This window comes from Achromobacter deleyi (genome assembly GCF_016127315.1).
Classification (GTDB): Bacteria; Pseudomonadota; Gammaproteobacteria; order Burkholderiales; family Burkholderiaceae_B; genus Achromobacter; species Achromobacter insuavis_A.
In genome coordinates this window covers 2,558,308-2,581,665 of sequence record NZ_CP065997.1, presented here as the reverse complement: position 1 = coordinate 2,581,665, position 23,358 = coordinate 2,558,308, and the positions used below count along the sequence as shown (strand labels likewise).

Annotated in this window: 21 protein-coding genes; 18 read left to right on the top strand and 3 right to left on the bottom strand. The window is 65.0% G+C overall.

The annotated features are described in order from the left end of the window. Window positions 1-44: 44 nt before the first annotated feature. Window positions 45-920 carry a LysR substrate-binding domain-containing protein gene (locus I6I07_RS11570; protein WP_198486731.1) on the bottom strand — a complete coding sequence of 292 codons (876 nt, stop codon included), beginning with the start codon at window positions 918-920 and terminating at the stop codon, window positions 45-47. Between the two features lie 116 nt (window positions 921-1,036). Here I6I07_RS11570 and I6I07_RS11565 point away from each other — a divergent pair, with 116 nt between their 5' ends. From I6I07_RS11565 to I6I07_RS11540, 6 genes are all read left to right on the top strand, one after another. Next, entirely contained in the window at window positions 1,037-1,906 is an 870-nt protein-coding gene (locus I6I07_RS11565) for an alpha/beta hydrolase (RefSeq protein WP_198486730.1), read from the top strand. Between the two features lie 72 nt (window positions 1,907-1,978). Next, window positions 1,979-3,556 carry an ABC transporter substrate-binding protein gene (locus I6I07_RS11560; RefSeq protein ID WP_198486729.1) on the top strand — a complete coding sequence of 526 codons (1,578 nt, stop codon included), beginning with the start codon at window positions 1,979-1,981 and terminating at the stop codon, window positions 3,554-3,556. A gap of 7 nt (window positions 3,557-3,563) precedes the next feature. Next, on the top strand, window positions 3,564-4,505 hold the full coding sequence (locus I6I07_RS11555) for an ABC transporter permease (protein ID WP_116519817.1): 942 nt from the start codon (window positions 3,564-3,566) through the stop codon (window positions 4,503-4,505). Next, window positions 4,502-5,359, top strand: coding sequence for an ABC transporter permease (locus tag I6I07_RS11550; RefSeq protein WP_232626045.1), 858 nt, complete (start codon window positions 4,502-4,504; stop codon window positions 5,357-5,359). Before I6I07_RS11555 ends, I6I07_RS11550 begins: the two co-directional genes overlap by 4 nt. Before the next feature lie 2 nt (window positions 5,360-5,361). Then, window positions 5,362-6,993, top strand: a complete 1,632-nt coding sequence (locus I6I07_RS11545; RefSeq protein ID WP_232626044.1) for an ABC transporter ATP-binding protein — start codon at window positions 5,362-5,364, stop codon at window positions 6,991-6,993. Between the two features lie 33 nt (window positions 6,994-7,026). After that, the gene (locus I6I07_RS11540; protein ID WP_198486727.1) at window positions 7,027-8,343 is read left to right on the top strand and encodes an aminotransferase class III-fold pyridoxal phosphate-dependent enzyme; all 1,317 of its coding nucleotides are present in this window, start codon (window positions 7,027-7,029) and stop codon (window positions 8,341-8,343) included. Between the two features lie 140 nt (window positions 8,344-8,483). On the opposite strand, the gene I6I07_RS11535 is transcribed toward I6I07_RS11540, so the two are convergent. Next, entirely contained in the window at window positions 8,484-9,095 is a 612-nt protein-coding gene (locus I6I07_RS11535; RefSeq protein ID WP_232626043.1) for a lysozyme inhibitor LprI family protein, read from the bottom strand. Window positions 9,096-9,581: 486 nt separating this feature from the next. Here I6I07_RS11535 and I6I07_RS11530 point away from each other — a divergent pair, with 486 nt between their 5' ends. The 4 genes from I6I07_RS11530 to I6I07_RS11515 all read left to right on the top strand — a co-directional run bounded on the left by I6I07_RS11530 (window position 9,582) and on the right by I6I07_RS11515 (window position 13,832). Then, window positions 9,582-10,475: a TonB-dependent receptor domain-containing protein gene (locus I6I07_RS11530; protein WP_198486726.1), complete on the top strand. Its 894-nt coding sequence runs from the start codon at window positions 9,582-9,584 to the stop codon at window positions 10,473-10,475. A 228-nt stretch (window positions 10,476-10,703) separates the two neighbouring features. Then, window positions 10,704-10,991, top strand: coding sequence for a co-chaperone GroES (gene groES, locus I6I07_RS11525; protein WP_006221616.1), 288 nt, complete (start codon window positions 10,704-10,706; stop codon window positions 10,989-10,991). Between the two features lie 37 nt (window positions 10,992-11,028). Beyond that, window positions 11,029-12,669 (top strand): chaperonin GroEL, encoded by a 1,641-nt coding sequence (gene groL, locus I6I07_RS11520; protein ID WP_116519843.1) that lies wholly within the window; start codon window positions 11,029-11,031, stop codon window positions 12,667-12,669. Between the two features lie 203 nt (window positions 12,670-12,872). Next, complete coding sequence (locus tag I6I07_RS11515; protein ID WP_198486725.1) at window positions 12,873-13,832, top strand: YihY/virulence factor BrkB family protein; 960 nt, start codon at window positions 12,873-12,875, stop codon at window positions 13,830-13,832. Window positions 13,833-13,890: 58 nt separating this feature from the next. Here the strand turns inward: I6I07_RS11515 and I6I07_RS11510 are convergent, their stop codons facing one another. After that, window positions 13,891-14,376 carry a MarR family winged helix-turn-helix transcriptional regulator gene (locus tag I6I07_RS11510; RefSeq protein ID WP_061073328.1) on the bottom strand — a complete coding sequence of 162 codons (486 nt, stop codon included), beginning with the start codon at window positions 14,374-14,376 and terminating at the stop codon, window positions 13,891-13,893. Window positions 14,377-14,496: 120 nt separating this feature from the next. On the opposite strand from I6I07_RS11510, the gene I6I07_RS11505 reads away from it, so the two are divergent. The 8 genes from I6I07_RS11505 to I6I07_RS11470 all read left to right on the top strand — a co-directional run bounded on the left by I6I07_RS11505 (window position 14,497) and on the right by I6I07_RS11470 (window position 23,352). After that, a complete protein-coding gene (locus I6I07_RS11505; RefSeq protein WP_061073327.1) occupies window positions 14,497-15,030 on the top strand; it encodes a sigma-70 family RNA polymerase sigma factor in 534 nt (177 codons plus the stop codon). Continuing rightward, window positions 15,020-16,015: a FecR family protein gene (locus I6I07_RS11500; RefSeq protein WP_198486724.1), complete on the top strand. Its 996-nt coding sequence runs from the start codon at window positions 15,020-15,022 to the stop codon at window positions 16,013-16,015. The genes I6I07_RS11505 and I6I07_RS11500 overlap by 11 nt, the downstream gene beginning before the upstream one ends. Window positions 16,016-16,124: 109 nt before the next feature. Further along, window positions 16,125-18,509, top strand: coding sequence for a TonB-dependent siderophore receptor (locus I6I07_RS11495; RefSeq protein ID WP_198486723.1), 2,385 nt, complete (start codon window positions 16,125-16,127; stop codon window positions 18,507-18,509). Between the two features lie 130 nt (window positions 18,510-18,639). Continuing rightward, on the top strand, window positions 18,640-20,097 hold the full coding sequence (locus I6I07_RS11490) for a 2-hydroxymuconic semialdehyde dehydrogenase (RefSeq protein WP_198486722.1): 1,458 nt from the start codon (window positions 18,640-18,642) through the stop codon (window positions 20,095-20,097). Between the two features lie 26 nt (window positions 20,098-20,123). Beyond that, on the top strand, window positions 20,124-20,555 hold the full coding sequence (locus I6I07_RS11485) for a RidA family protein (RefSeq protein WP_198486721.1): 432 nt from the start codon (window positions 20,124-20,126) through the stop codon (window positions 20,553-20,555). A gap of 17 nt (window positions 20,556-20,572) precedes the next feature. Further along, the gene (locus tag I6I07_RS11480) at window positions 20,573-21,625 is read left to right on the top strand and encodes a LysR substrate-binding domain-containing protein (RefSeq protein ID WP_198487492.1); all 1,053 of its coding nucleotides are present in this window, start codon (window positions 20,573-20,575) and stop codon (window positions 21,623-21,625) included. Between the two features lie 146 nt (window positions 21,626-21,771). After that, entirely contained in the window at window positions 21,772-22,323 is a 552-nt protein-coding gene (locus I6I07_RS11475; RefSeq protein ID WP_198486720.1) for a 3-hydroxyanthranilate 3,4-dioxygenase, read from the top strand. 27 nt (window positions 22,324-22,350) lie between these two features. Next, window positions 22,351-23,352, top strand: coding sequence for an amidohydrolase family protein (locus I6I07_RS11470; protein ID WP_198486719.1), 1,002 nt, complete (start codon window positions 22,351-22,353; stop codon window positions 23,350-23,352). Window positions 23,353-23,358 lie beyond the last annotated feature (6 nt).

Sequence of the window (23,358 nt, the reverse complement as noted above, 5' to 3'; positions counted from 1 at the left end):
TCAGACGCCGGCCAGCCTATTTCGCTGAAGGCCGGATCGGCGATTCATGTCAGCGCCGCCCGCAGAAATTTACTGATCTCGCTGGTCAGATGACGCTTGCGACCTTGCTCAACGATGCTAATGCTACGGAATTCTTGCGGACCCGGCAGCGGTAACACCGCTAAGGCCGGATCCTGATCCCAATAGACGTGTTGCAGCAGGGGTACCAGGCTGACACCCACTTGCTGGCGCACCAGAGCGGCAATGCCCAGTATCGAGTTGAGCTCCAGTATTTCTTGAGGCTTGACTCGCAAGCGGCGCAATACTCGGTCGGCTCTGGCGCCAGTTGCCGTATTGCGGTCATAGCGGATATATGGCTGGGTCGCCAGCAACTCGCGGATGCCTGGTGTTCTGGACTGGGCTTCGGCGCTGGCCAGCAAGATCAGGGGTTCGTCATACAGCCGTGAACTGCTCAGGCCTTTGAAGTTTTGCCGAGGGGATTCCACCACCACGGCGGCATCCAGTTCGCCAGCCAGTAGCAGCGGCGCTAATTCATCCGAGCGGGCACTGGTCAGTGTGACCGACACCAGAGGATGAACGGCCTTCAACTGCACCAGGCAATTGGCCAGCAAGCCCATGGCAGAAATGATACCGCCAACCGTGACCTCGCCCTCCATGCGCAAATCGCGTTCAGGATCTTCCAGCATGGCTTCGTAATCGGCTACCAGACGTTTAGCCCGCGGCAATAGCAGCTGACCTTCCCGGCTCAAACCGGTCTGTCTATGGCTACGCTCGAACAGAGGACGGCCCATTTCATCCTCCAGCGCACGCATCTGCTGACCAACCGCGGCGCTAGTCAGTGCAACCCGATCGGCGGCGGCAGCAAAGCTGCCTTGCTCGGCGACGGCAATAAATGTTCTTAAAAAACGAATGCTACTCATGTTGCATTGAATTTCTTGGATAAAAATTTACTTTACCCCAATTAAAAATAAATTATATTTTCTTTTGTTTGGCGCTGGCGGATACTGCGGATCTTTCTCATTAAGTGGTTTAGACCATGAGCACCGCTACTCACGATTCCCAGGCTGATCTGCTGGCGCGCCAAACTGCGCGGCGTCTCTACGATCAAGGTCCGACGACTGTCTATTCCCATGCGGGCGACAAGCGATTTGCCTATTGCCTCTACGTGCCGGAGTCCATCGAAAATACGGCGTGTCCGGTGGATCTGGTGGTGGTGGTCCATGGCTCGAATCGTGCGATGGAGACCTATCGCAACAACTTCTCCGAATTTGGCCGCTGGAACGATTGTGTCATTCTGGCTCCGCTGTTTCCGGTCGGCGTGCAGGGGGACGGCAACGGCGACGGCTACAAACAGATTCTCGAAGGCGATATTCGCTACGACCAGATTCTGCTGGACATGGTTGCTGACGTCGGCAAGAAGTATGGCCGCAACTTCGACAAATTTGCGCTCTTCGGCTACTCCGGCGGCGGCCAGTTCACCCACCGATTCTGCTACCTGCATCCCGAACGGCTGTGGGCCGCGTCGATAGGCGCGCCGGGCTCGGTCACGCTGCTGGACACCGGGCGCAAATGGTGGGTGGGGGTGGCCGATATGGACGCGCGTTTTGGCAAAGCCCTGAACCTGGACGCTTTGCGCCAGGTACCCATCCATATGGCGGTGGGCGCCGCCGATCTCGAAACCTGGGAGATTACCCATCGCCCCGGCGGCAAGCATTACATGGAAGGCGCCAACGACGCCGGCCAAACCCGGCCCGAGCGCCTGGAACGGCTGCGCGCCAGCTTTGAAGCAGCTGGCGTGAATGTCAAGCTGGACCAAATTCCCAACGTTCCACATATGGGCATCAAAGTCATGCCCGCCGCGCAGAAGTTCTTCGCGGCAGTGTTGCGCCAGCGGCGGGCCACCTAAGTGCAGCAATAAGCACAAGCGGCAAGGCCTCATCCGTCCATGCCGCCCATTCCATTCAAGGAGGAATACCTCATGCGCAACTCTGTAAAGGCAGCCCTGAGCTACGCTGCGCTAGCCTTGGCCTTTGCGACCGCCGGCGCTCACGCCGCCGAGCCGTCACGCATCCAGGTCGGCATCAGCGGTGACATCCGCAGCACTGACCCCGGCGTCAACCGCGACGAGAATACCGACGCCGTCCTCATGCATATGGTGGAAGGCCTGGTGGCCTACCGCGAGGACGCCACCGTAGGCCCCATGCTGGCCGAGTCGGTCACGGTATCCGACGATGGACGCATCTACCGCTTTAAATTGCGCGAGGGCGTGCATTTTCATAATGGAGCGCCGCTGACCGCCGCCGAGGTTCTATGGACCTGGCGCCGTTACCTGGACCCCAAAACGCAATGGCGCTGCCTACCCGATTTCGATGGCCGGGGCTTGCTCAAGGTGCAGGACATCAGTAGCCCGGACCCGATGACCGTGGTCTTCCAGCTGGAGCAGCCCAATGCGCTGTTCTTGGCCACCATGGCCCGAACCGATTGCGGTGGCACCGGCATTCTGCACCCGGATTCGCTGACGCCCGAGGGCGCATGGCGTGTGCCGGTGGGTACAGGGCCCTTCAAGCTGGGCGAATGGAAACGCGGTCAATATATCGATCTGCAGCGTTTTGCCGAGTATTCCGCTCGCGCCGAGGCCAAGCCGGACGGTTATACAGGCAATAAGCAGGCACTGGTAGACCAGCTGCGCTTTGTCGTAATCCCCGATAACGCCACGGCCAAAGCTGCATTGATGGCGCGCGGTGTCGATCTGCTTCCTGACGTCACGGCAACCGACGCGGCTGACTTGCAGCACGCCAAAGGGCTGACCATTCAGGTCAGCCCTGCCATGTCCATCAACGGCCTGCTGCTCCAGACCCGCGACCCCTTGCTGAAAGATGTGCGCATTCGCCGCGCCATTGCCCTGTCGCTGGATTACAGCCAGATGGTAGCCACGCTGTCCAATGGCCTGTCCAAGGTCAATAACTCGGCCGTACCCAGCAGCAGTACCTATTACGACGCGGCGACCGCCAAAGGCTACACCACCGATCTGGTCGAAGCGCGTGCCTTGCTGAGCGCTGCCGGCTATCGCGGCCAGCCGATCAAGATGATCGTCAACAAGCGCTATCCGCAGATGTTCGACATGGGCATCCTCAGTCAGGCCATGCTGGCAGCCGCAGGCATCAATATCCAAATGGAGACGCTGGAATGGGGCACGCAGCTGGAACGCTACCAGAGCGGCAACTATCAAATGATGTCGTTCTCGTACTCGCCGCGTTTCGATCCAGCCTTGAGCTTTGAGCAGGTGCTAGGCGACAAGTCCAAGGAAACCCGCAAAGTCTGGGACAACGAAGACGCCATCGGCATCCTGCAGCAGACCATGCAGGAATCCGAACCGGCCAAGCGTCAAGCGCTGTTTGACCAGTTGCACCGAAAGCTAATTCAGGATGTGCCCATGGTCATCATCTACAACGGCACCGCCATCGGCGCCTTCCGTGACGACATACAGGGCTATCGAACCTGGCCAATTTCCAAGCCACGCCTCTGGGGCGTGTCTTTGGCGGTGACCGCGAAGTAGGCCAGTCATGTTGAAATTCTTCGTTCAGCGCCTGGGCATGGCGCTGCCCACTCTGCTGCTGATCTCGATCATGGTGTTCGGCCTGATCCGCTTAATCCCCGGCGATCCCGCCTTGTTGATGCTGGGGGATATGGCGGACACGAGCAGCCTGGCCGAGATGCGCAAGACCCTGGGTCTGGATCACTCGATTCTGACCCAATACCTGATCTGGATCCGAGCCGTGTTAGGCGGTGATTTCGGCCTGTCTATCAGCAGTAGCCAGCCGGTTCTGGATCTGCTGATTGAGCGCTTCAGCGTCAGCGCTGTCATCGTCCTGATCTCGGTCGGCTTCGCCGTGCTGCTGGCTGTGCCGGTCGGCCTCTACGCCGCCTGGAAGCAGAACAGCCTGATGGACCTGGGTCTGGTTGCCAGCGCCACCTTGCTGCTGTCGATTCCGGCCTTCTGGCTGGGCTTGCTGCTGCTTTACTTCTTCGGCATGAAATTGGGCTGGTTGCCCATCGTCGGCTATGTGAGCGTCAGCGCCGATCCCTTGCGCGGGCTGAGCTATCTGGTATTGCCGGTCGTGACGCTGACGCTGGTGGAGTTCGGCTCGATCGCACGCATGGCGCGCGCCAGCACCATCGAGGTCTTGCGCCTCGAGTACATCGCTCATGCTCGCGCCAAGGGGCTGTCGGAGACGGCGGTGCTGTGGGGCCATGCCTTGCGCAATGCCTTTGCGCCGACCTGGACGCTGGTAGGCCTGATTCTGGGCAATCTGCTGGGCGGTATCGCCGTGCTGGAAACTGTCTTCACGCTGCCTGGCATAGGCAGGCTGATGGTGGATTCGATTTTCTCGCGTGACTATCCTGTCTTGCAGGGTTGTCTTTTGTTGATCACCAGTATCTACGTCGTGGTGAACTTGATCGTCGACCTGCTGTATCCAATTTTTGATCCCAGGGTAAAGCTATGACTGGCAACGCCATCTCTCTTCCGGCGGCGCCTGCGCAGCGGCGCAATCCGCTGCCACTTAACGCCGTGATCGGCGGCGGCCTCTTGCTTAGTCTGGTCTTGCTGGCTCTGCTGGGTCTCGTCTGGACGCCGTATGACCCGCTGAAACTTGAGCTAAGCGCGCGGCTGCAGGCGCCGAGCGCGCCGCACTGGCTTGGTACCGACGAGTTCGGCCGCGATGTCTTGAGCCGTCTCATCATCGGTGCTTCCACCAGCTTGTGGATCAGCCTCCTGTCGGTGGCGGTGGCTCTGGTCTGCGGCACGATGATAGGCATGCTGGCTGGCTATCTGCGCGGCTGGACCGACCGAATCTTGATGATGTTCAACGATGCCTTGTTGGCCTTTCCGGGCATTCTGCTGGCCTTGGGCATCATGGCCGTCTTGGGCGCCAGCAAGTACAGCATCGTGCTGGCGCTGGGCATGGCCTACACCCCGTCGGTGGTGCGTGTCGTGCGCGGCAGCGTACTGTCGCTGCGCGAACGCGAGTTCATCGAGGCATCGCGAGTCATCGGCAATTCTGAGCTGTACACCATGTTCCGACACATCGCGCCCAACTGTCTGGCACCGGTGTGCGTGCTGGCGACCAGCATGTTTGGCTGGGCGCTCCTGTCCGAAAGCGCTTTGAGCTTTCTGGGCCTGGGCGTGCCGCCGCCCGCCGCGACCTGGGGCAGCATGTTGGCGGCCAGCCGTCCTTACGTCGCCTCGGCCGCCTGGCTGGGCGTGTTCCCCGGGGTGCTGATCAGCCTGGCCTTGTTAGGCATCAATCTGTTTGGCGATGCATTGCGCGATCGCCTCGATCCGCGCATGAGGAGTTGAGCATGACCGAGAAAGCGCCACTGTTGGCCGTTGAAAACCTCAGGATTCGAGCCGGCCATGATGGCCCGCTGGCCGTCAATGATGTAAGTTTTGAACTTGCGGCGGGCGAGATCCTGGCGCTGGTGGGTGAGTCGGGTAGCGGCAAGACAATGGCTGCCCGTGCCGTGATCGGCCTATTGCCAGCGCCCATGCAGTTGTCTGGCGGCAAGATCCGTTTCAAAGGCCAGTTGTTGGACACGCAGAATGCCAAAGCCCTGCGCCGAGTGCGCGGGGCCGAGATCGGCATGGTGTTTCAAGAGCCAATGGTCTCGCTCAATCCCGCCTTGACCATAGGCCGGCAGATGAGCGAAGCGCTCAAGCTGCATACCGAACTCAGCGCGGGCGCGATACGTCAGCGCTGCCTGACCATGCTGGAGCGCATTGGCATCAAAGACCCGGTGCGCTGCCTGGCAGCTTATCCGCATGAGTTTTCGGGCGGCATGCGCCAACGCATCATGCTGGCTGCGGTCATGCTGCTTCGTCCGGCCTTGCTGATTGCCGATGAACCGACCACGGCGCTGGACTGCCTGGCACAACTCGATGTCATCGAACTGATGCTGGAGTTGACGCGCGAGCAGGGCACGGCCGTGCTTTTCATTAGCCATGATCTTTCGCTGGTGGCGCGCTATGCCAACAGAGTGGTGGTCATGCGCAATGGGCAGGCTGTCGAGCAGGGGCCGACTGATTCCATCCTGTTGGCTCCCCGCGCCGAATACACCCGTCAGTTGCTCGAATCGTTGCCGCGCCGCGGCGTACTGCCTCCTTTGCCCGAGTCCAAGGCCCCGTTGCTCGAAGTCAAAGGCGTATGCATCGAGTATCCCGGACAACGCGGCTTCTGGAGGCGTAGCGATGCCTATCGCGTGGTGCACGGGGTAGACCTCAGCATCGCGCCGGGCGAAACGTTGGCGCTGGTGGGCGGTAGCGGCTCCGGCAAGACCACGCTGGGCCGCGCAGTGGCCGGGCTGGTCAAGCCCTGCGCTGGGAGCATTGAGTTCCAGGGCGTGGATTTGCTCAAGTCTGTCAATCGCAGCACCCGGCTGCAATGTCAGATGATCTTCCAGGATCCGTATTCTTCGCTGGATCCGCGCATGCGCATCGGGCAGATCCTGATCGAACCGTTGCGGCATAGTGATGATCTGAACGAGTCGCAACGCCGCTCACGGGTGGCGGAGACGCTGAACGATGTTGGCCTCAATTCGTCATTCAGCGAGCGCTTCCCGCATCAACTTTCAGGCGGCCAGCGTCAACGTGTGGCCATTGGCCGAGCGCTGGTGAGGCGGCCAAGGATGGTGATCGCCGATGAGCCCATCTCCGCCTTGGACATGACCATTCAGAAGCAGATTCTGGATCTGTTCGAGCGCTTGCAAAAGCAATATGGCTTCGCCTGCCTGTTCATCTCGCACGATTTGGCAGCCGTTGAACGGATCGCGCATCGAGTCGCCGTCATGAGCCAAGGAAAAATAGTCGAAATCGCTAGCCGCGACGTGTTGTTTGACGGTCCGCAGCACCCCTACACACGTAAATTGCTGGCCGCTGCCAGCCCGCTGGAAAAACTCGCCAATGGTGGCTACCGCATCCGCTCAGCTGAACACTGAGCCCGCCGCCGATTCAGAAACCAAGGAGATCCCATGACCGACGCCAGTTCCGTTTCCGATGCCTTCTGGGCCCCATTCACTCCCATGCGGCAGTTTCAACAACAGCCGATGATGTTCGATAGCGCCGAGGGCATGTATTACCGCACGACCGACGGTCAGCTGATTCTGGACGCCATGGCGGGTCTGTGGTGCGTCAACGCCGGCCACGGTCAGGCCAGCATTGTGCAGGCGATTCAGCAGGCCGCCGCCCGCCTGGACTTCGTGTCCTCGTTCAAGATGAGCCACCCGGCGGCTCAGGCAATGTCGGATGCCTTGATCGCGCTAGCCCCGGGGGGCATGGACAAGGTGTTCTTCACGAACTCGGGCTCCGAGGCGGTCGACACGGCCCTGAAGATTGCGCGTGCCTATCATCAGGCCCGTGGCGACAGCCGGCGCACTAAACTGATTGGCAGGGCCAAGGGCTATCACGGCATGGGCTTTGGCGGCCTGTCCGTCTCCGGCATCGGCCGCCAAAAGCGCGACTTCGGCCCGCTCCTTGGTGAGGTCAGTCATTTGCCATTGCCCTATGACGCCAGCATGCGATTCAGCGCTGGCAACCCCGAGCAAGGGGCAAACTATGCCGAAGCACTTTCCTTGCTGCTGGACATCCAGGATCCGAGCACGGTTGCCGCCGTCATCGTCGAACCGGTCACCGGTTCGGGCGGCGTATATCCGCCGCCGGTTGGTTATCTTCAGCGCCTGCGCGAACTGTGCACCCAGCACGGTGTGCTCCTCATTTTCGACGAGGTGATCACCGGCTTCGGGCGAGTTGGCGGCAACTTCGCCTCACAGGTCTTTGGCGTCACGCCCGACTTGATGACGGTGGCCAAGGGCTTGACCAATGGTGCCGTGCCCATGGGTGGTGTCATCGTCAGTGGTGGTGTGTATGACGCCTTCATGGCTGGTCCTCCGCAGGTGGTCGAATTGATGCACGGCTACACCTATTCGGCTCATCCGCTGGCCTGCGCTGCTGGCCTGGCGACGCTGCAACTGCATGAGGAACTGGGCATCAATTCCATGGTGCAGGAGATCAGCCCCTTCTGGCAGTCGAGCGCGCTGGCGCTCAAGGGGTTGCCTCATGTCACTGACGTTCGCAGCATAGGCTTGTTGTGCGCGGTGGATCTGGCGCCGCGCCCTGGGGCGACCGGCAGCCGAGGAGCAGATGTGGCGCGGTATTGCTTCAACAATGGCGTGCTGGTGCGTGCCTCTGGCGACATGATCGTTATTTCGCCACCCTTGATCATCAACACTGAGCAGATCGAGCAGATTTTTAGCTGCTTGAAACAGGCTTTGCAGCGCGAAGACTGCTGATATCAAAAGAGGGGCGGAAACCAAGTGGCCAATACTCCAAGCCCAGGCCTCTTTCCTTTTTCAGAGCCAGGGGGAACAGCGATTCAGATGCCAAGGAGTTGAGCGCTATGACAGGCATTCGCAGAGCAGGGCTTCGCGTATTACTCGCCCGCGGGTCCCAGCGCCTCTGCCCAGTTCTTTTTCATGGCGGCGATACGGTCCTCGTAAGCGGATTTCAGGCAGGCGGCGTCTGTGCAACGGTCGCGCACGGTGGTGCGCCATTGCGTCTGCTCTTTCGCCACAGGATCGCGCCATTCACCGGTTTCGCCGTCACGGCCAGCGGTTTCGGCCTGAATCCTGTCGTAAAGCGCCTTCGTCTGATCGTCCAGCCTGGACAGCGCTGGGTCGGCGCAGATCAGATGTTCGACATGGGTTTTCGCGGCCTTGCAGTCGAAGCCGACGGCATGGGCGGTTTCGACCGGCAGGAAAGGAACGCTGGCGAGGACCGCGCAGATGACGGCATGCAGGATCGTGTGTCTGCCTTGAGCGCGTTGCCGGCGCCAGCCTTCCATGATGCCGGCCGGTATTGCCGCAAGAACGGGGTTGCGCACGTCCATCACTCCTGAATAGTCTGCGGCCACCGATAGGGGGGACCAGCGGCCGATTCTCCCGTTTGTCGGGAGGTTGTGCAACTTTTGGCTCCGGTATTCCTTGAACCCGTGACAGGCGACAACCCAGGCATACGCCTTGAGTAACGCAAGCTGGATAAACATCGGCCCTTCTTCCATTCTATTTTTGTAATAAAAAGTTGCGCAGCGGTATAGTCGCGCCCCGGCCGGAAATCGTCCGCGCCCGGCTGTCGCCGTCCTTGGCCGTTCCGCGTCGCGGACGCCCCGCAGCGATCACCGCTAATCCTGGAGGAGTAGGCCTTGAAGCCCGTGTACCGCCTGGTATGGAACGCGCTAGGCGCATGTGGCAGCCCGTGTCGGAGCTGGCGGCCCAACCGCGCGGCGGGGCGGCGCCCACGGCGGTTTACGCGCCGGTGCGGTGGCGCTTGCACGCGATGGCCGCGGCCCTGGGGCTGGCCGCTTGGGGGCCCGCCGCCATGGCGGACTGCACCGTCTCCGGTGTGACGGTGGCCTGCGGCACGCCCGCCAATCAGCTGTTGCCCAACTACGCCAATACGAGGTCGGCCTGCGTTACCAGCCGCCCGGCACCCGCGACTGCTGCTGTCCTATACGTGGACGCCCGACGCCCGCGTGACCAAGAACGCCAACCCCGACAAGATCGGCACCCAACTCACCGCCACTCCGCGCAACCAGGCCTCGGCCTGGGGCGACTACCGCTTTGCCAACGGCATCAAGGTGGGCATGGGCGTGCGCTTCGTAGGCGCGACCGACGGCGCCAATAGTTCCGCCCCCGCCAAGGTGCCGGCCTACACCCTGTTCGACGCCATGCTGGGCTATGACTTCCAGCACTGGAGCCTGGCATTGAATGCGCGGAACCTGGCGGACAAGATCTATGTGGGACGCAACTGCGATTCGTATAACTGCGGGTATGGCGAGCGGCGGCCAGAAATCCTCGCCGCGCTTCGACCTCGGATGCGACCTGCTGCGATACCTGCCGGTTATGCTTGCCATCCCGTCCATAAAACGCCGCCGAGCGCCGTCCATCACTCCTTTCACGCCGAATCCCGACAGGCAATCCGAACCATGAAAATTCTTGCGTCAGCGTTGCTCAGCCTTTCGTTCCTGGTGGCGGCTCCCTCCGTCGCGGAGACTGACGCGGATCAAGCGGAGCTCCTGGGGACGCTGACTGGCGGAAGTTGGCATTCCCGCGACGGGCAGGGCTCCTACCGGGTGATCCTCGAGAACGTGGGCTTCGAGCACGTGAGCTGCCGTGTCTGGATCGAGTGGTTGGCCACGACGACATCCGGAAAGAAGCAGCCCGAACAACCGCCCCGCCTCGTCGCCAGGGCGGCGTACAACGAAATCTCCAGCGGCTTCTGGTCCTGCGATCCAAAGAAGGTCAGGTTGGCCGGCGCCACGCTGACCATCCGCGCCAAACACGCCTATTCCGGCGAAAACCACAAGTTCTGCGCCGCGCTGGGGGCACCGGGTGAGTATCGCGATCAGGGCTTATGTGTTGAGTGACGTAAATCCCGCGTTGGATGATTTTCGACACCGGCGACCGCAAGGCGGCAAATAAAAAGGGACGCACCACTCACCCACCACACGGCTCCGCCATATGTAACAGCCCCCCTCCCCCCCTTGAACCTCGCGACATCATCCCTATAATTAGCACTCGACACCGGTGAGTGCTAACAGTCCTCCCGGGCCTAACCGATCATTCACTTTCTTCTTTAGTAACAGGAGTTCCTCATGGCCTTGCGTCCCCTGGGCGATCGCGTGATCGTCAAACGCCTCGAAAACGAGCGCAAGACTGCGTCGGGCATCGTCATCCCCGACAGCGCCGCTGAAAAGCCCGACCAGGGTGAAGTCGTGGCCGTCGGCCCCGGCAAGAAGACCGAAGACGGCAAGATCCTGCCGGTCGACCTGAAGGCTGGCGACAAGGTTCTGTTCGGCAAGTACGCCGGCCAGTCGGTCAAGGTTGACGGCGAAGAACTGCTCGTCATCCGCGAGGACGAAATCCTCGCCGTGGTCCAGTAAACCCTGCCTCAAACGAATTTTCGAAGGAAGCTAACAAATGGCTGCCAAGCAAGTACTGTTCGGTGACGACGCCCGCGTGCGCATCGTCCGTGGCGTGAATGTCCTCGCCAACGCCGTCAAGACCACCCTGGGCCCCAAGGGTCGCAACGTCGTGCTGGAGCGCTCGTTCGGCGCCCCGACCGTGACCAAGGACGGCGTCTCCGTCGCCAAGGAAATCGAACTGAAGGACAAGTTCGAGAACATCGGCGCCCAGCTGGTCAAGGACGTTGCCTCCAAGACCTCCGACAACGCCGGTGACGGCACCACCACCGCCACCGTGCTGGCCCAGGCCATCGTTCAGGAAGGCCTGAAGTACGTTGCCGCCGGTTTCAACCCGATCGACCTGAAGCGCGGCATCGACAAGGCTGTCGCCGCTGCCGTCGCCGAGCTGAAGAAGCAATCCAAGCCGGTCACGACCAGCAAGGAAATCGCCCAGGTTGGCTCGATCTCGGCCAACAGCGATTCCTCGATCGGCCAGATCATCGCTGACGCGATGGACAAGGTCGGCAAGGAAGGCGTCATCACCGTCGAAGACGGCAAGTCGCTGGAAAACGAGCTGGACGTCGTCGAAGGCATGCAATTCGACCGCGGCTACCTGTCGCCCTACTTCATCAACAGCCCGGAAAAGCAAGTCGCCGCGCTGGAAGACCCGTTCGTCCTGATCTTCGACAAGAAGATCAGCAACATCCGTGACCTGCTGCCGGTGCTGGAACAAGTCGCCAAGTCGAGCCGTCCGCTGCTGATCATCGCCGAAGACGTCGAGGGCGAAGCCCTGGCGACCCTGGTGGTCAACAACATCCGTGGCATCCTGAAGACCACCGCCGTCAAGGCGCCTGGCTTCGGCGACCGCCGCAAGGCCATGCTGGAAGACATCGCCATCCTGACGGGCGGCACGGTGATCTCCGAAGAAACCGGCATGTCGCTGGAAAAGGCCGGCCTGGCTGAACTGGGCCAAGCCAAGCGCATCGAAGTGGGCAAGGAAAACACCACGATCATCGACGGCGCTGGCGACAGCAAGTCGATCGAGGCTCGCGTCAAGCAAGTCCGTATCCAGATCGAAGAAGCCACGTCCGACTACGACCGTGAAAAGCTGCAAGAACGCGTGGCCAAGCTGGCCGGCGGCGTTGCCGTGATTCGCGTTGGCGCTGCCACCGAAGTCGAAATGAAGGAAAAGAAGGCCCGCGTCGAAGATGCCCTGCACGCTACCCGCGCTGCCGTGGAAGAAGGCGTTGTGGCTGGCGGCGGCGTGGCTCTGCTGCGCGCCAAGCAAGCCATCGCTGACCTGAAGGGCGACACGCCTGACCAGAACGCCGGTATCAAGCTGATCCTGCGCGCTGTGGAAGAGCCCCTGCGCACCATCGTCACCAACGCCGGCGAAGAAGCCAGCGTCGTGGTCAGCAACGTGCTGAACGGCAAGGGCAACTACGGCTACAACGCCGCGACCGGCGAGTACACCGACCTGGTCGAGCAAGGCGTGCTGGATCCCACCAAGGTGACCCGCACCGCCCTGCAGAACGCCGCCTCCGTCGCCAGCCTGCTGCTGACCGCCGAAGCCGCCGTTGTGGAACTGGCCGAAGACAAGCCCGCTGCCCCGGCCATGCCCGGCGGCATGGGCGGCATGGGCGGCATGGACTTCTAAGTCCCGCTTCCCTTGCATGGCCTCCCCGGCTTCGGCCGGGGAACGCAGTACCCCGAAAGACCCCCGGACCTTCGCCCCGGGGGTTTTTCTTTTTGTGGACCCGGCCATCGCGCCGGGCCCCGGAACGTTTGCCAACAAGTTCATGGTTTCGCGCCGGCGCATGCGTCCCTACAATGAAGGCTCCCTAGCCCGAGCCCAGACCCATGCGCCTTCCCAACAGCCTGCGTGTCCTGCGTCCGTCGGAGATCGGCGGGCTGCTGATGGATTCCGCCAACCAGTGGTCGACCCATCGCGCCTCCAGCAAGGGCGCGGCGCTGGCGTTGTACATGGTGTTTTCGCTGGCGCCCATGCTGATCCTGGTGATCGCCGTGGCCGGCGCCTTCTTCGGCGAGGACGCGGTGCGCTCGGAGCTGTTCGCGTCGCTGCGCGACCTGACCGGCGAGCGCGGCGCCGAGGTGATCCAGACGGTGCTGGCCAGCGCCCATGAATCCGGCGGCGGCTGGATCGCGGCGCTGATCTCGATCTTCGTGCTGATCTTCAGCGCCACCACGGCCTTCGCCGAGCTCAAGGCCAGCCTGGACGACCTGTGGGAAGTGTCCGGCAACCAGAAGGGCGGCATCCAGGGCATGGTTCGCAGCCGCATGCTGTCATTCGGCCTGGTGCTGGTGCTGGCGCTGTTCCTGCTGATTTCACTGACGGTGAACGCGGGCCTGGGCGCGGCGCGCAAGTACTACGGCGACCTGTGGACGGCGTCGGCCTTCGCCACGGCGGCCGACTGGGCCTCAAGCCTGTTTTCGTTCTCGGTGGTGGTGGCGCTGTTCGCGGTGATCTTCAAGCTGCTGCCGAGCGCGCGGATCTCCTGGCGCGACGTGATCCCCGGCGCCATCGTCACGGCGGCGCTGTTCCTGGTGGGCAAGTGGGGCATCGGCGTGTACCTGAGCCGGGGCGCGGCGGTGTCGGCCTACGGCGCGGCGGGCTCCCTGATCGCGCTGCTGCTGTGGATCTATTACTCGGCGCAGATCTTCTTTTTCGGCGCGGTGTTCACGCGGCAGTTCGCGCTGCGCTTCGGCCGCGCGGCCAACGACAAGCACGCGACGGCGGCATCATCGCCCACCCCGGCGCCGGCAAACACCGCGCCGCCACCGCCGTCCGACGCGCCCTGAGGCGACGCACGGCCGCGTTACGGCCCGATGCCGCGGGAGCGCGGTGCGGCGGCGCCGTTCACGTCCCCGCCGGCGGCTCCAGCCCCGCCATCAATCTCAGGCATTGCAGGAACACCGGCCGCAGTTCCTCCGGGATCGGCGCCAGCACCTGCGCCTCCACCTGCGCATCACGCGGCAGCACCCGCGCCAGCAGCGCCATGCCCTCGTCGGTGATCTCCAGCGCATAGGCGCGGCCGTCCTCGGCCGAGCGGGTGCGCCGCACATAGCCCTTGGCGGTCATGCGGGCGATCATTTCGGCGAAGGAATTGCGGTCCAGCGCGATCAGTTCGGCGATACGGCTCTGGGTCGCGCCCGGGTTCTGGTGGACCGTGATCAGCAAGGCCTTCTGGCGCGGCGTCAGGTCCTCGTCCGGAAACGCCTGCGCGAACAGCGCCTCGGCCCGGAAGTGAGCGCGGCGCAGCAGGTGCGAGGCCACCTGTGTCAGGTCGAATTGCTGCAGGGCCCGGGCGCTGGCCGGGCGGACGGATCGGGCGGAAGAGGTCATCTGGGATCCAGTGAATCAGCCTGGCGATTGTAGGCCGGGAACCCTCGGGGTGGCATGGACGGCGAAGCCGCGTACAATCCTCAAGCTGATAACGCTTCTCAATTCCTGATTTTTTCCACCATGTCCGGACCGAACGTCCTGCCGGCCTTCCAGAATCTTTACGCGGCGCATCACGGCTGGCTGCGCGCCTGGCTGCTGCGCAAGCTGAAATGCCGATTCCACGCCGAGGACATCGCGCACGACGCCTTCCTGCGCCTGCTGCGGCATGGCGGCCTGGAAACCGCGGACCAGCCGCGCGCCCTGCTCGCCACCACGGCCAACCGGCTGGTGATCGACGAACGGCGCCGGCAGGATATCGAGCAGGCCTATCTGGCGCTGCACGCCGAGCAGCACGCGCTGCGCGCGGAGGCCTCCGCCGAGCAGGTCGCCATGGCCGTGCAGGCGCTGGCGGCGGTCAGCCAGGCCATCGATCGCCTGCCACACAAAGCCGCGCAGGCTTTTCTCATGAGCCTGTACGACGGCATGCCGCAACACGACATCGCGCAGGTCTTGCGGGTGTCGGAACGCTCGGTCAAGCTGTATATCGCGCAGGCCTTGCTGGCCTGCCATGACGCGTTGGCCGAATCGGCCGCGGACCGCGCCCATGCTGTTTGACGATGCCGCCGGCCCGTCCGGCGAGGCGACGCTGCCACGCGCCGCGCTGGAGCAGGCGGCGCATTGGCACAGCGTGATGGACGGCGCCCCCAGCGCGGAAGAAGCGCGCGCGTTCGAGCAATGGCGCAGCGCCCATCCCGATCACGAACGCGCCTGGCAGCGCATGCAGGCGCTGTGGGGGCTGCTGGCGGCCCCGGCCCAGCAGGCGCCGGGGCACCGCTTGAGCGCCATGCTGCAAGAAACCCGCGGCCGGCGCCGCAAGCGTCGCGGCGCGGCCGTGCGAACGGCGGCGCTTGCCCTGGCCGCGCTGGCGCCGCTCTGGTGGGCGCTGCACGCCCAACTGCCGTGGCTGACCGCCGACCTGCGCAGCGGCGTGGGCGAACACCGCACCATCGAACTGAGCGACGGCAGCCGCCTGACGCTCAACACCGACAGCGCGGTCGACATCGTCTACACCGCGCAGGAACGCCGCATCGTGCTGCGGCAGGGCGAGATCCTGGCCGAAGTGGCGCCGGGCCAGGCCGGCCGGCCCTTCGTCGTCGACACCCGCGATGGCAGCGCCACGGCGCTGGGCACGCGCTACATCGTCCGCCTGCTGCCCGACGCCACCCGCGTGACGGTGACCGAATCGCGCGTCAAGGCGTGTCCTGCGCGCCCGGGCGCTGCCTGCCAGGATGCCGCGGCCGGCCAGACGCTGGATATCCGCCCCGACTCGGTCGGCCCGCCGCGGACCGCCCCGCGCGATGCCGAGGGCTGGACCCAGGGCCGCCTGTCGGTCAGTGACACGCCGTTGCCCCAGGTGCTCGATGAACTGGCGCGCCATCGCCGTGGCCTGCTGCTGTATGACGCGCAGGCGCTGGCCGACTTGCGGGTGTCGGCGGTGCTGCCGCTGGACGGCGACGCCGCGCTGGCCTCGCTCCAGGAAAACCTGCCCATCCGCGTGCGCCACTACGGTCCCTGGCTGCAGCGAGTCGAACGCCGCTAGCGCCGGCGACACCCGGATAGCGGCAGCCCAGGAAAAGTTGTAACCGCCCTTTCCCCTTTGGACGCCTGGCACGTCATCTCTTCCATGCACAACCGCATGGAGCATTGCGATGTACCCGAGACGATTGCGCCGGACCCTGGCCGGCCTGACCCTGTTGCTGCAGACGGTGGCCCACGCCGCCGGCGAGGCGCCGATTCCGGCCGGACCGCTGGACGACGCGCTGGGCGCGTATGCCCAGCGCCATGGCCTGGTGATTTCCTACGATGCCGCGCTGACGCGCGGGCTGCGCAGCCCCGGCCTGCCGGCGCCGACAGGGACCGATGCGGATCTGTCCGGCCTGCTGCACGGCACCGGGCTGTCGGCGCGCCGCAACGCCGAAGGCCGGTTGCAGGTCTTCCGCACGCCGGCGCCGGACGCGGTGGAACTGACGCCGATCACGGTGCCAGGCCTGCGCGAATCCGCGTTCGGGCCGGCGGACGGGCTGGTCGCCACCCGCAGCGCTTCCGGCTCCAAGACCGATGCCGCGCTGCTGGAAACCCCGCAGACCATCAATGTCATCAGCCGCGCCGAGATGGACCGCCGGCCGGTGCGCAGCACCGCCGAGGCCCTGGCCTACACGCCCGGCGTCAATGCCGCCTGGGCGGGCTATGACGTGCGCTTCGACGTGATCCAGCTGCGCGGCTTCAACGCCAACTACGCCACCTATCAGGACGGCCTGCGCACCGCCACCGGCGAATACGTGATTCCCCGGCTCAACCCCTACGGCGCCGAGCGCATCGAAGTGCTCAAGGGACCGGCCTCGGTGCTGTATGGCCAGAATACGCCGGGCGGCCTGGTCAACTACGTCACCAAGGCGCCGCCCGATGCGCGCCAGGGCGAGATCCAGCTCGAAGGCGGCAACAACGGCCACAAGCAAGGCGCCTTCGACCTGGGCGGTCCGCTGAACGAGGCGGCGACGCTGCGCTACCGGCTGACCGGGTTGTATCGCGATGCCGACGCCTCGCTCGATCACGTGTCCGAAACCAATCGCTACTTCGCCCCGGCCTTCACCTGGGCGCCGAACGCCGACACCAGCTTCACCCTGCGGCTGCAATACCAGCGCGACCGCGTCGACGGCTGGACCGGCTACTTCCTGCCGGCCGAGGGCACGCTGTACGACAACCCGAATGGCGGCCTGAAGCGTTCGCGCTTTCCGGGCGAGCCGGGTGTCGATCGCTGGGACGTGGAACAACGCTCGGTCGGCTATCGCCTGGACCACCGCCTGGACTCGACCTGGAAGGTCAGCCAGAACCTGCGCTACGCCGAGATCGACTTCAGCGCCCGCAACAGCTTCCTGAATGGCTTCCTCGATGCCGACAAGCGGCTGGTCGACCGCAGCTACGTCGGCTGGCGTGAACAGGTCTACGCCTTCAGCGTCGACAACCAGGCGCAGGCCGAGTTCGACACCGGACCGCTGTCGCACACGGTGCTGGCCGGGCTGGACCTGCGCCGCACCAACAACGGCTACCGCTTCTACATGGGGTCGCTGGGTCCGCTGGACCTGTATCGCCCCGTCTATGGCCAACGGCCGCAGGACATTGCCGAATACACCGACACCCGCACCCGCGCCACGCAGATCGGCTATTACCTGCAGGACCAGATCCGCGCGGGCCAGTGGGCCTTCACCGGCGGCGTGCGCCACGACCGCGCCTGGAATCGCAAGCAGGGCATCAATTTCGGCAGCGATGCGGCCAACAGCCAGGACGACACCGCCTGGACCGGACGGGCCGGCGTGGTCTACCTGGCGCGCAATGGGCTGGCGCCCTATGTCAGTTATTCAACGTCATTCGACCCCGCCATCGGCGCGACCCGCTCCGGCACGCCGTTCAAGCCAACCAAGGGCGAGCAATACGAAGCGGGCATCAAGTACGAGCCGCCCGGCCAGAAGGCCTTGATCACCCTGTCCGTGTTCCAGCTGACGCAGAAGAACGTGATCGCCACCGATCCGACCAACCCCGCCTTCAGCGTGCAGACGGGCGAAGCGCGCGTGCGCGGCCTGGAGCTGGAAGGCAAGGCGGAACTGGGCGGCGGCTGGAGCGTGATCGCCTCCTATGGCTATAGCCAGGGCGAAGTCACGCGCAACACGCCGGATGCCATGGGCGTCAACACCGAGGGCAACGCCCTGCAGAACCTGCCACGCCACCAGGCCGCGCTGTGGACCGACCACCGCTTTGGCGGCATCGCCCAGGGCCTGAGCGCCGGCCTGGGCGTGCGTTATCGCGGCAGCACCTACGGCGATGCCAACAACACCCTGGCCATGAAGCCCGTGACGCTGGTGGACGCACGCCTGGCCTACGACCTGGGTGCGCTGGATCCGTCGCTCAAGGGCCTGGCCATTGCGCTGTCCGCCACCAACCTGTTCGACCGCCGCTATGTGGCCAGTTGCGGCAGCACGACGTCGTGCTATTGGGGCCAGGAACGCCAGGTGTACGGCACGCTGAGCTATCGGTGGTAATCCGGCGCCATCCCCGAGGCCGGCCCGCGGGCCGGCCCATCGCTTCCCCCCATTGACTTGCCGCCAGCCGCTGCCTACTATTTTCCAATATGGTACGTATACGTACTTAATTGACATTGGAAAACAGGCCATGATGATCCGCCAGCTGCGCAACTACATCGACGGCCGCTTCGAAGACGGCGCGTCCACGTTCGACAAACACAGTCCGGTGGATCACACGTTGATCGCCCAGGCCCACGAAGCCAGCCGCGAGCAGGTCGACCGCGCCGTCGCCGCCGCGCGCCACGCCCTGCCGGCATGGGCCGCACTGCCGGTGGCGCAGCGCACCGACCACCTGCTGGCGCTGGCCGACGGCATCAACCGCCGCTTCGATGATTTCCTGCAGGCCGAGATCGGCGACACCGGCAAGCCGGTCTCCTGGGCCAGCCAGATCGACATTCCGCGCGGCGCCGCCAATTTCCGCGCTTTCGCCGAACTGGCGCGCACGCTGGACATGGAAAGCTACATGACCGACACGCCCGACGGTCGCCAGGCGCTGAACTACGCCTACCGCAAGCCGCTGGGCGTGGTCGGCGTGATCTCGCCGTGGAACCTGCCGCTGCTGCTGCTGACCTGGAAAGTGGCGCCGGCGCTGGCGTTCGGCAACACCGTCATCATGAAGCCGTCGGAAGTCACGCCGTCCACGGCCACGCTGCTGGCCGAGGTCGCGCACGAGACCGGGCTGCCGCCCGGCGTGCTGAACCTGACCCACGGTTTCGGACCGGGGTCCGCGGGCGAGTTCATCACCTCGCATCCGGACATCGACGGCATCACCTTCACCGGCGAGTCGGCCACCGGCGCTGCCATCATGCGCGCCGTGGCGCCGGGCGTGAAGCCGGTGTCGTTCGAACTGGGCGGCAAGAACGCGGCGCTGGTGTTCGCCGACGCCGACTTCGAGGCGGCGGTCGACGGCACCGCGCGCTCGGTGTTCGCCAACTGCGGCCAGGTCTGCCTGTGCACCGAACGCGTGTACGTGCAACGCCCGATCTACGACCGCTTCGTCGCCGCGCTGGCCGAGCGCGCGCGGGCGCTGCGCATCGGCTGGCCGGATGATCCGGACACCGGCATGGGGCCGCTGGTGTCGCGCGAGCACCGCGAAAAGGTGCTGTCGTATTTCGCCCTGGCGCGCGAGGAAGGCGCCACCGTGGTCAGCGGCGGCGGCGTGCCGGTGTTCGGCGATGCGCGCGACGCCGGCGCCTACGTGCAGCCGACCATCTGGACCGGCCTGCCCGAGAGCGCCCGCTGCATCAAGGAAGAAGTGTTCGGCCCGGTCTGCCACGTGGCGCCGTTCGACACCGAGGAAGAGGCCATCCGCCTGGCCAACGACACCCGCTACGGCCTGGCCGCCGCCGTCTGGACGCAGGACCTGACCCGCGGCCACCGCGTCGCGCAGGCGATGAAGGTGGGGCTGGCGTGGGTCAATTGCTGGTTCCTGCGCGACCTGCGCACGCCGTTCGGCGGCAGCGGCCTGTCCGGCATCGGCCGCGAGGGCGGCCGCCATTCGCTGCATTTCTATACCGAACCCACCAACGTCTGCATCAAGCTGTGAGCCACAGCGCCTCCAAGGACACCGCCATGACCCAAGCTTCCGTCAGCGCCACCGTCGTCGCCGGCAAGGCCACCCCGCGTGGCAAGTATCCCCACATCAAGCGCGCCGGCGACTTCCTGTTCGTCTCGGGCACCAGCTCGCGCCTGCCGGACAACCGCATCGCCGGCGCCGAGGTCGACGCGATGGGCACCACCACGCTCGACATCCGCGTGCAGACGCGCGCGGTGATCGAGAACATCCGCGACATCCTGGCCAGCGCCGGCGCGGGCCTGGCGGACGTGGTCGAGATCAGTACTTTCCTGGTCAACATGAACGACTTCGGTGGCTACAATCAGGTCTACGGCGAGTTCTTCGACGCCGATGGGCCGGCACGCACCACCGTGGCGGTGCATCAGCTGCCGCACCCGCAATTGCTGATTGAGATCAAGGCGGTCGCCTACAAGCCGCTGGCGCGTTGACCGACACCCGCGCGGCCATGGCGCCAGACCGCCTTCCGGCTTTTCCTTCGGAACAGGATCGCCGCCCCGGCCGCCGCGCCGGGACGGCCGCGCGCATGTCGAACTTCCGCATCACGCCCAACGCGCTCAGCCACAAACTGAAGCTGCACCAGCTGCAGATCTTCGAGCGCGTGCTGGCGCGCCGTTCGCTGTCGCGCGCCGCCAGCGAAATGCACCTGACCCAGCCCACCGTCACCAAGGCCATCCACGACCTGGAGGCCTTCTTCGGCGCGACGCTGTTCGAGCGCTCCAACCGCGGCGTCACGCCGACCGAGCTGGCGCTGGTGCTGGGCCGCCGCGTGCACGCCATGATGGCCGAGATCCGCTACATGGCCGACGACATCGACGCGGTGCTGGGCGGCGCCAGCGGCCACGTGGTGGTGGGCACGCTGATCGCGGCCTCGGCCAAGCTGCTGCCCGAGGCCATCGCGCGGCTGATGACCGACCACCCCGGCATCCAGGTCACGGTGCGCGAAGGGCCGTCGGCGCAGCTGCTGCCGGCGCTGGCCACCGGCGACGTCGACATCGTGGTGGGCCGCCTGCCGGGCGCCGACATGGCGTCGATCTCGGGCGTCGCCGTCGACCACCACAAGCTGTATCGCGAAGACCTGTGCCTGGTGGCCGGCGCGCGCCATCCACTGGCCGGGGCCGCTCGCGTGACGCTGGCCGAGCTGGCCGACCACATCTGGATCCTGCCCGCGCCCACCTCGCCGCTGCGCGCCTCGATCGAGCGCAGCTTCTTCGATGCCGGCGTGCGGCTGCCCACGCGCCACGTCGAGTCGCTGTCGCTGCTGACCAATATCGGCATCCTGATGCACAGCGATGCGCTGGCGCTGATGCCCTATGACGCCGCGGCCCAGTTCCTGGCCATGGGCGTGCTGACGCGCCTGCCCACCGACGCCTTCGGCGCGTTCGGCGACGTCGGCTATTCGATCCGCGCCGACCGGCCGCTGACGCCCGCCTGCCTGCGCCTGGTCGACTACCTCAAGCAGATCGCGGCGCAGCGCGCGCCGGGTCCTCAGGACGCCTGATCCGGCGCATCCGGGATATCCCGTTCAGGGAAACCCCGCGATAGATACCCCGCATATCCAACCGCGCAATTTCTATTGTGCCGCGGCCCCTTCCCCCGCCTAGACTTGCCTTCAGCGAAGTCCGCAAGAGCCTCCCGGAGACCGTCATGCCCGCCTATGGCCCGCCCCTGAATTTCCAGCGTTGGATCCAGGACCACGCCCACCTGCTGCAACCGCCGGTGGGCAACCAGCAGATCTGGCAGGACGCCGATTTCATCGTCACCGTGGTCGGCGGCCCCAACCTGCGCACCGACTACCACGACGATCCGCTGGAAGAGTTCTTCTACCAGGTGCGCGGCAACGCCTGGCTGTCGCTGTGGATCGACGGCAAGCCCGAGCGCGTCGACTTGAAGGAAGGCGACATCTTCCTGCTGCCACCGCACGTGCGCCATTCGCCGCAGCGCCCCGAGACCGGCAGCGCCTGTCTGGTCATCGAGCGCCAGCGCCCGCAAGGGCTGCTGGACGGCTTCGAATGGTATTGCCCGCATTGCGGCCAGCTGGTGCACCGCGTCGAGGTGCAGCTGAAAAGCATCGTGACCGACCTGCCGCCGCTGTTCCAGGCCTTCTACGCCAGCGAGGAAAAGCGCACCTGCCCCGGCTGCGGCGCGATCCACCCGGGCAAGGCGCAAGCCCCCGCCGCGCAGCCGTCGCCCGCCTGACGCCCCCAACCTGTCATCCGTCCTTTTATGACCTTGAAAATCGATATGCACGCGCACTTCTTCCCGCCCATCACGCGGCAGGAAGCGGCGGCGCTGGACCCGGTCGATGCGCCCTGGCTGCGGCGCGACGGCGATGGCTCGACCGGCCAGATCATGGCCGGTGACCGTCCGTTCCGCCCCGTCGACGCCACCCTGTGGGACCCGGCCCTGCGCGTCGCACAGATGGACCGCCACGGCGTCGACCTGCAGATCCTGTGCGCCACGCCGGTGATGTTCGGCTACACCTATCCGGCGCAGGCCGCGGCCGATTGGGCCGCGCGCATGAACGACCTGGCGCTGGAGCACTGCGCGTTCGCGCCCGACCGCCTCAAGGCCCTGGCGCAGGTGCCGCTACAGGATCTGGACCTGGCCTGCCGCGAGGCCTCGCGCGCCCGCGCCGCCGGCCACCTGGGCGTGCAGATCGGCAACCACGTCGGCCCGCGCGACCTGGACGACGACACGCTGGTGCAGTTCCTGGTGCATTGCGCCGAACACGACATCCCGGTGCTGGTGCACCCGTGGGACATGATGACCGACGGCCGCATGAAGCGCTGGATGCTGCCATGGCTGGTCGCCATGCCGGCCGAGACGCAGCTGGGCATCCTGTCGCTGATCCTGTCCGGCGCGTTCGAGCGCATCCCGCGCAGCCTCAAGCTCTGCTTCGCCCATGGCGGCGGCAGCTTCGCCTTCCTGCTGGGGCGCGTGGACAACGCCTGGCGCCACCGCGACATCGTGCGCCAGGACTGTCCGCGGCTGCCCTCGTCGTACACCGACCGCTTCTACGTCGACAGCGCCGTGTTCGATCCGCGCTCGCTGCGCCTGTTGATCGACGTGATGGGCGAGGACCGCGTGCTGCTGGGCTCCGACTATCCCTATCCGCTGGGCGAGCAGGAGGTCGGCCAACTGGTCTCGAACTCCGAGCTGCTGCCCGCCGTGCAGCAGAAGATCCTGTCGGGCAACACGCAGACCTTTTTCGGGCTGGGCCGTTGAAGCACC

What these genes read in the sequence shown, in the direction of transcription:
- I6I07_RS11570 (WP_198486731.1), bottom strand. Translation starts at nt 920, where the DNA reads ATGAGTAGCATTCGTTTTTTAAGAACATTTATTGCCGTCGCCGAGCAA.
- I6I07_RS11565 (WP_198486730.1), top strand. Translation starts at nt 1,037, where the DNA reads ATGAGCACCGCTACTCACGATTCCCAGGCTGATCTGCTGGCGCGCCAA.
- I6I07_RS11560 (WP_198486729.1), top strand. Translation starts at nt 1,979, where the DNA reads ATGCGCAACTCTGTAAAGGCAGCCCTGAGCTACGCTGCGCTAGCCTTG.
- I6I07_RS11555 (WP_116519817.1), top strand. Translation starts at nt 3,564, where the DNA reads ATGTTGAAATTCTTCGTTCAGCGCCTGGGCATGGCGCTGCCCACTCTG.
- I6I07_RS11550 (WP_232626045.1), top strand. Translation starts at nt 4,502, where the DNA reads ATGACTGGCAACGCCATCTCTCTTCCGGCGGCGCCTGCGCAGCGGCGC.
- I6I07_RS11545 (WP_232626044.1), top strand. Translation starts at nt 5,362, where the DNA reads ATGACCGAGAAAGCGCCACTGTTGGCCGTTGAAAACCTCAGGATTCGA.
- I6I07_RS11540 (WP_198486727.1), top strand. Translation starts at nt 7,027, where the DNA reads ATGACCGACGCCAGTTCCGTTTCCGATGCCTTCTGGGCCCCATTCACT.
- I6I07_RS11535 (WP_232626043.1), bottom strand. Translation starts at nt 9,095, where the DNA reads ATGTTTATCCAGCTTGCGTTACTCAAGGCGTATGCCTGGGTTGTCGCC.
- groES (WP_006221616.1), top strand. Translation starts at nt 10,704, where the DNA reads ATGGCCTTGCGTCCCCTGGGCGATCGCGTGATCGTCAAACGCCTCGAA.
- groL (WP_116519843.1), top strand. Translation starts at nt 11,029, where the DNA reads ATGGCTGCCAAGCAAGTACTGTTCGGTGACGACGCCCGCGTGCGCATC.
- I6I07_RS11515 (WP_198486725.1), top strand. Translation starts at nt 12,873, where the DNA reads ATGCGCCTTCCCAACAGCCTGCGTGTCCTGCGTCCGTCGGAGATCGGC.
- I6I07_RS11510 (WP_061073328.1), bottom strand. Translation starts at nt 14,376, where the DNA reads ATGACCTCTTCCGCCCGATCCGTCCGCCCGGCCAGCGCCCGGGCCCTG.
- I6I07_RS11505 (WP_061073327.1), top strand. Translation starts at nt 14,497, where the DNA reads ATGTCCGGACCGAACGTCCTGCCGGCCTTCCAGAATCTTTACGCGGCG.
- I6I07_RS11500 (WP_198486724.1), top strand. Translation starts at nt 15,020, where the DNA reads ATGCTGTTTGACGATGCCGCCGGCCCGTCCGGCGAGGCGACGCTGCCA.
- I6I07_RS11495 (WP_198486723.1), top strand. Translation starts at nt 16,125, where the DNA reads ATGTACCCGAGACGATTGCGCCGGACCCTGGCCGGCCTGACCCTGTTG.
- I6I07_RS11490 (WP_198486722.1), top strand. Translation starts at nt 18,640, where the DNA reads ATGATGATCCGCCAGCTGCGCAACTACATCGACGGCCGCTTCGAAGAC.
- I6I07_RS11485 (WP_198486721.1), top strand. Translation starts at nt 20,124, where the DNA reads ATGACCCAAGCTTCCGTCAGCGCCACCGTCGTCGCCGGCAAGGCCACC.
- I6I07_RS11480 (WP_198487492.1), top strand. Translation starts at nt 20,573, where the DNA reads ATGGCGCCAGACCGCCTTCCGGCTTTTCCTTCGGAACAGGATCGCCGC.
- I6I07_RS11475 (WP_198486720.1), top strand. Translation starts at nt 21,772, where the DNA reads ATGCCCGCCTATGGCCCGCCCCTGAATTTCCAGCGTTGGATCCAGGAC.
- I6I07_RS11470 (WP_198486719.1), top strand. Translation starts at nt 22,351, where the DNA reads ATGACCTTGAAAATCGATATGCACGCGCACTTCTTCCCGCCCATCACG.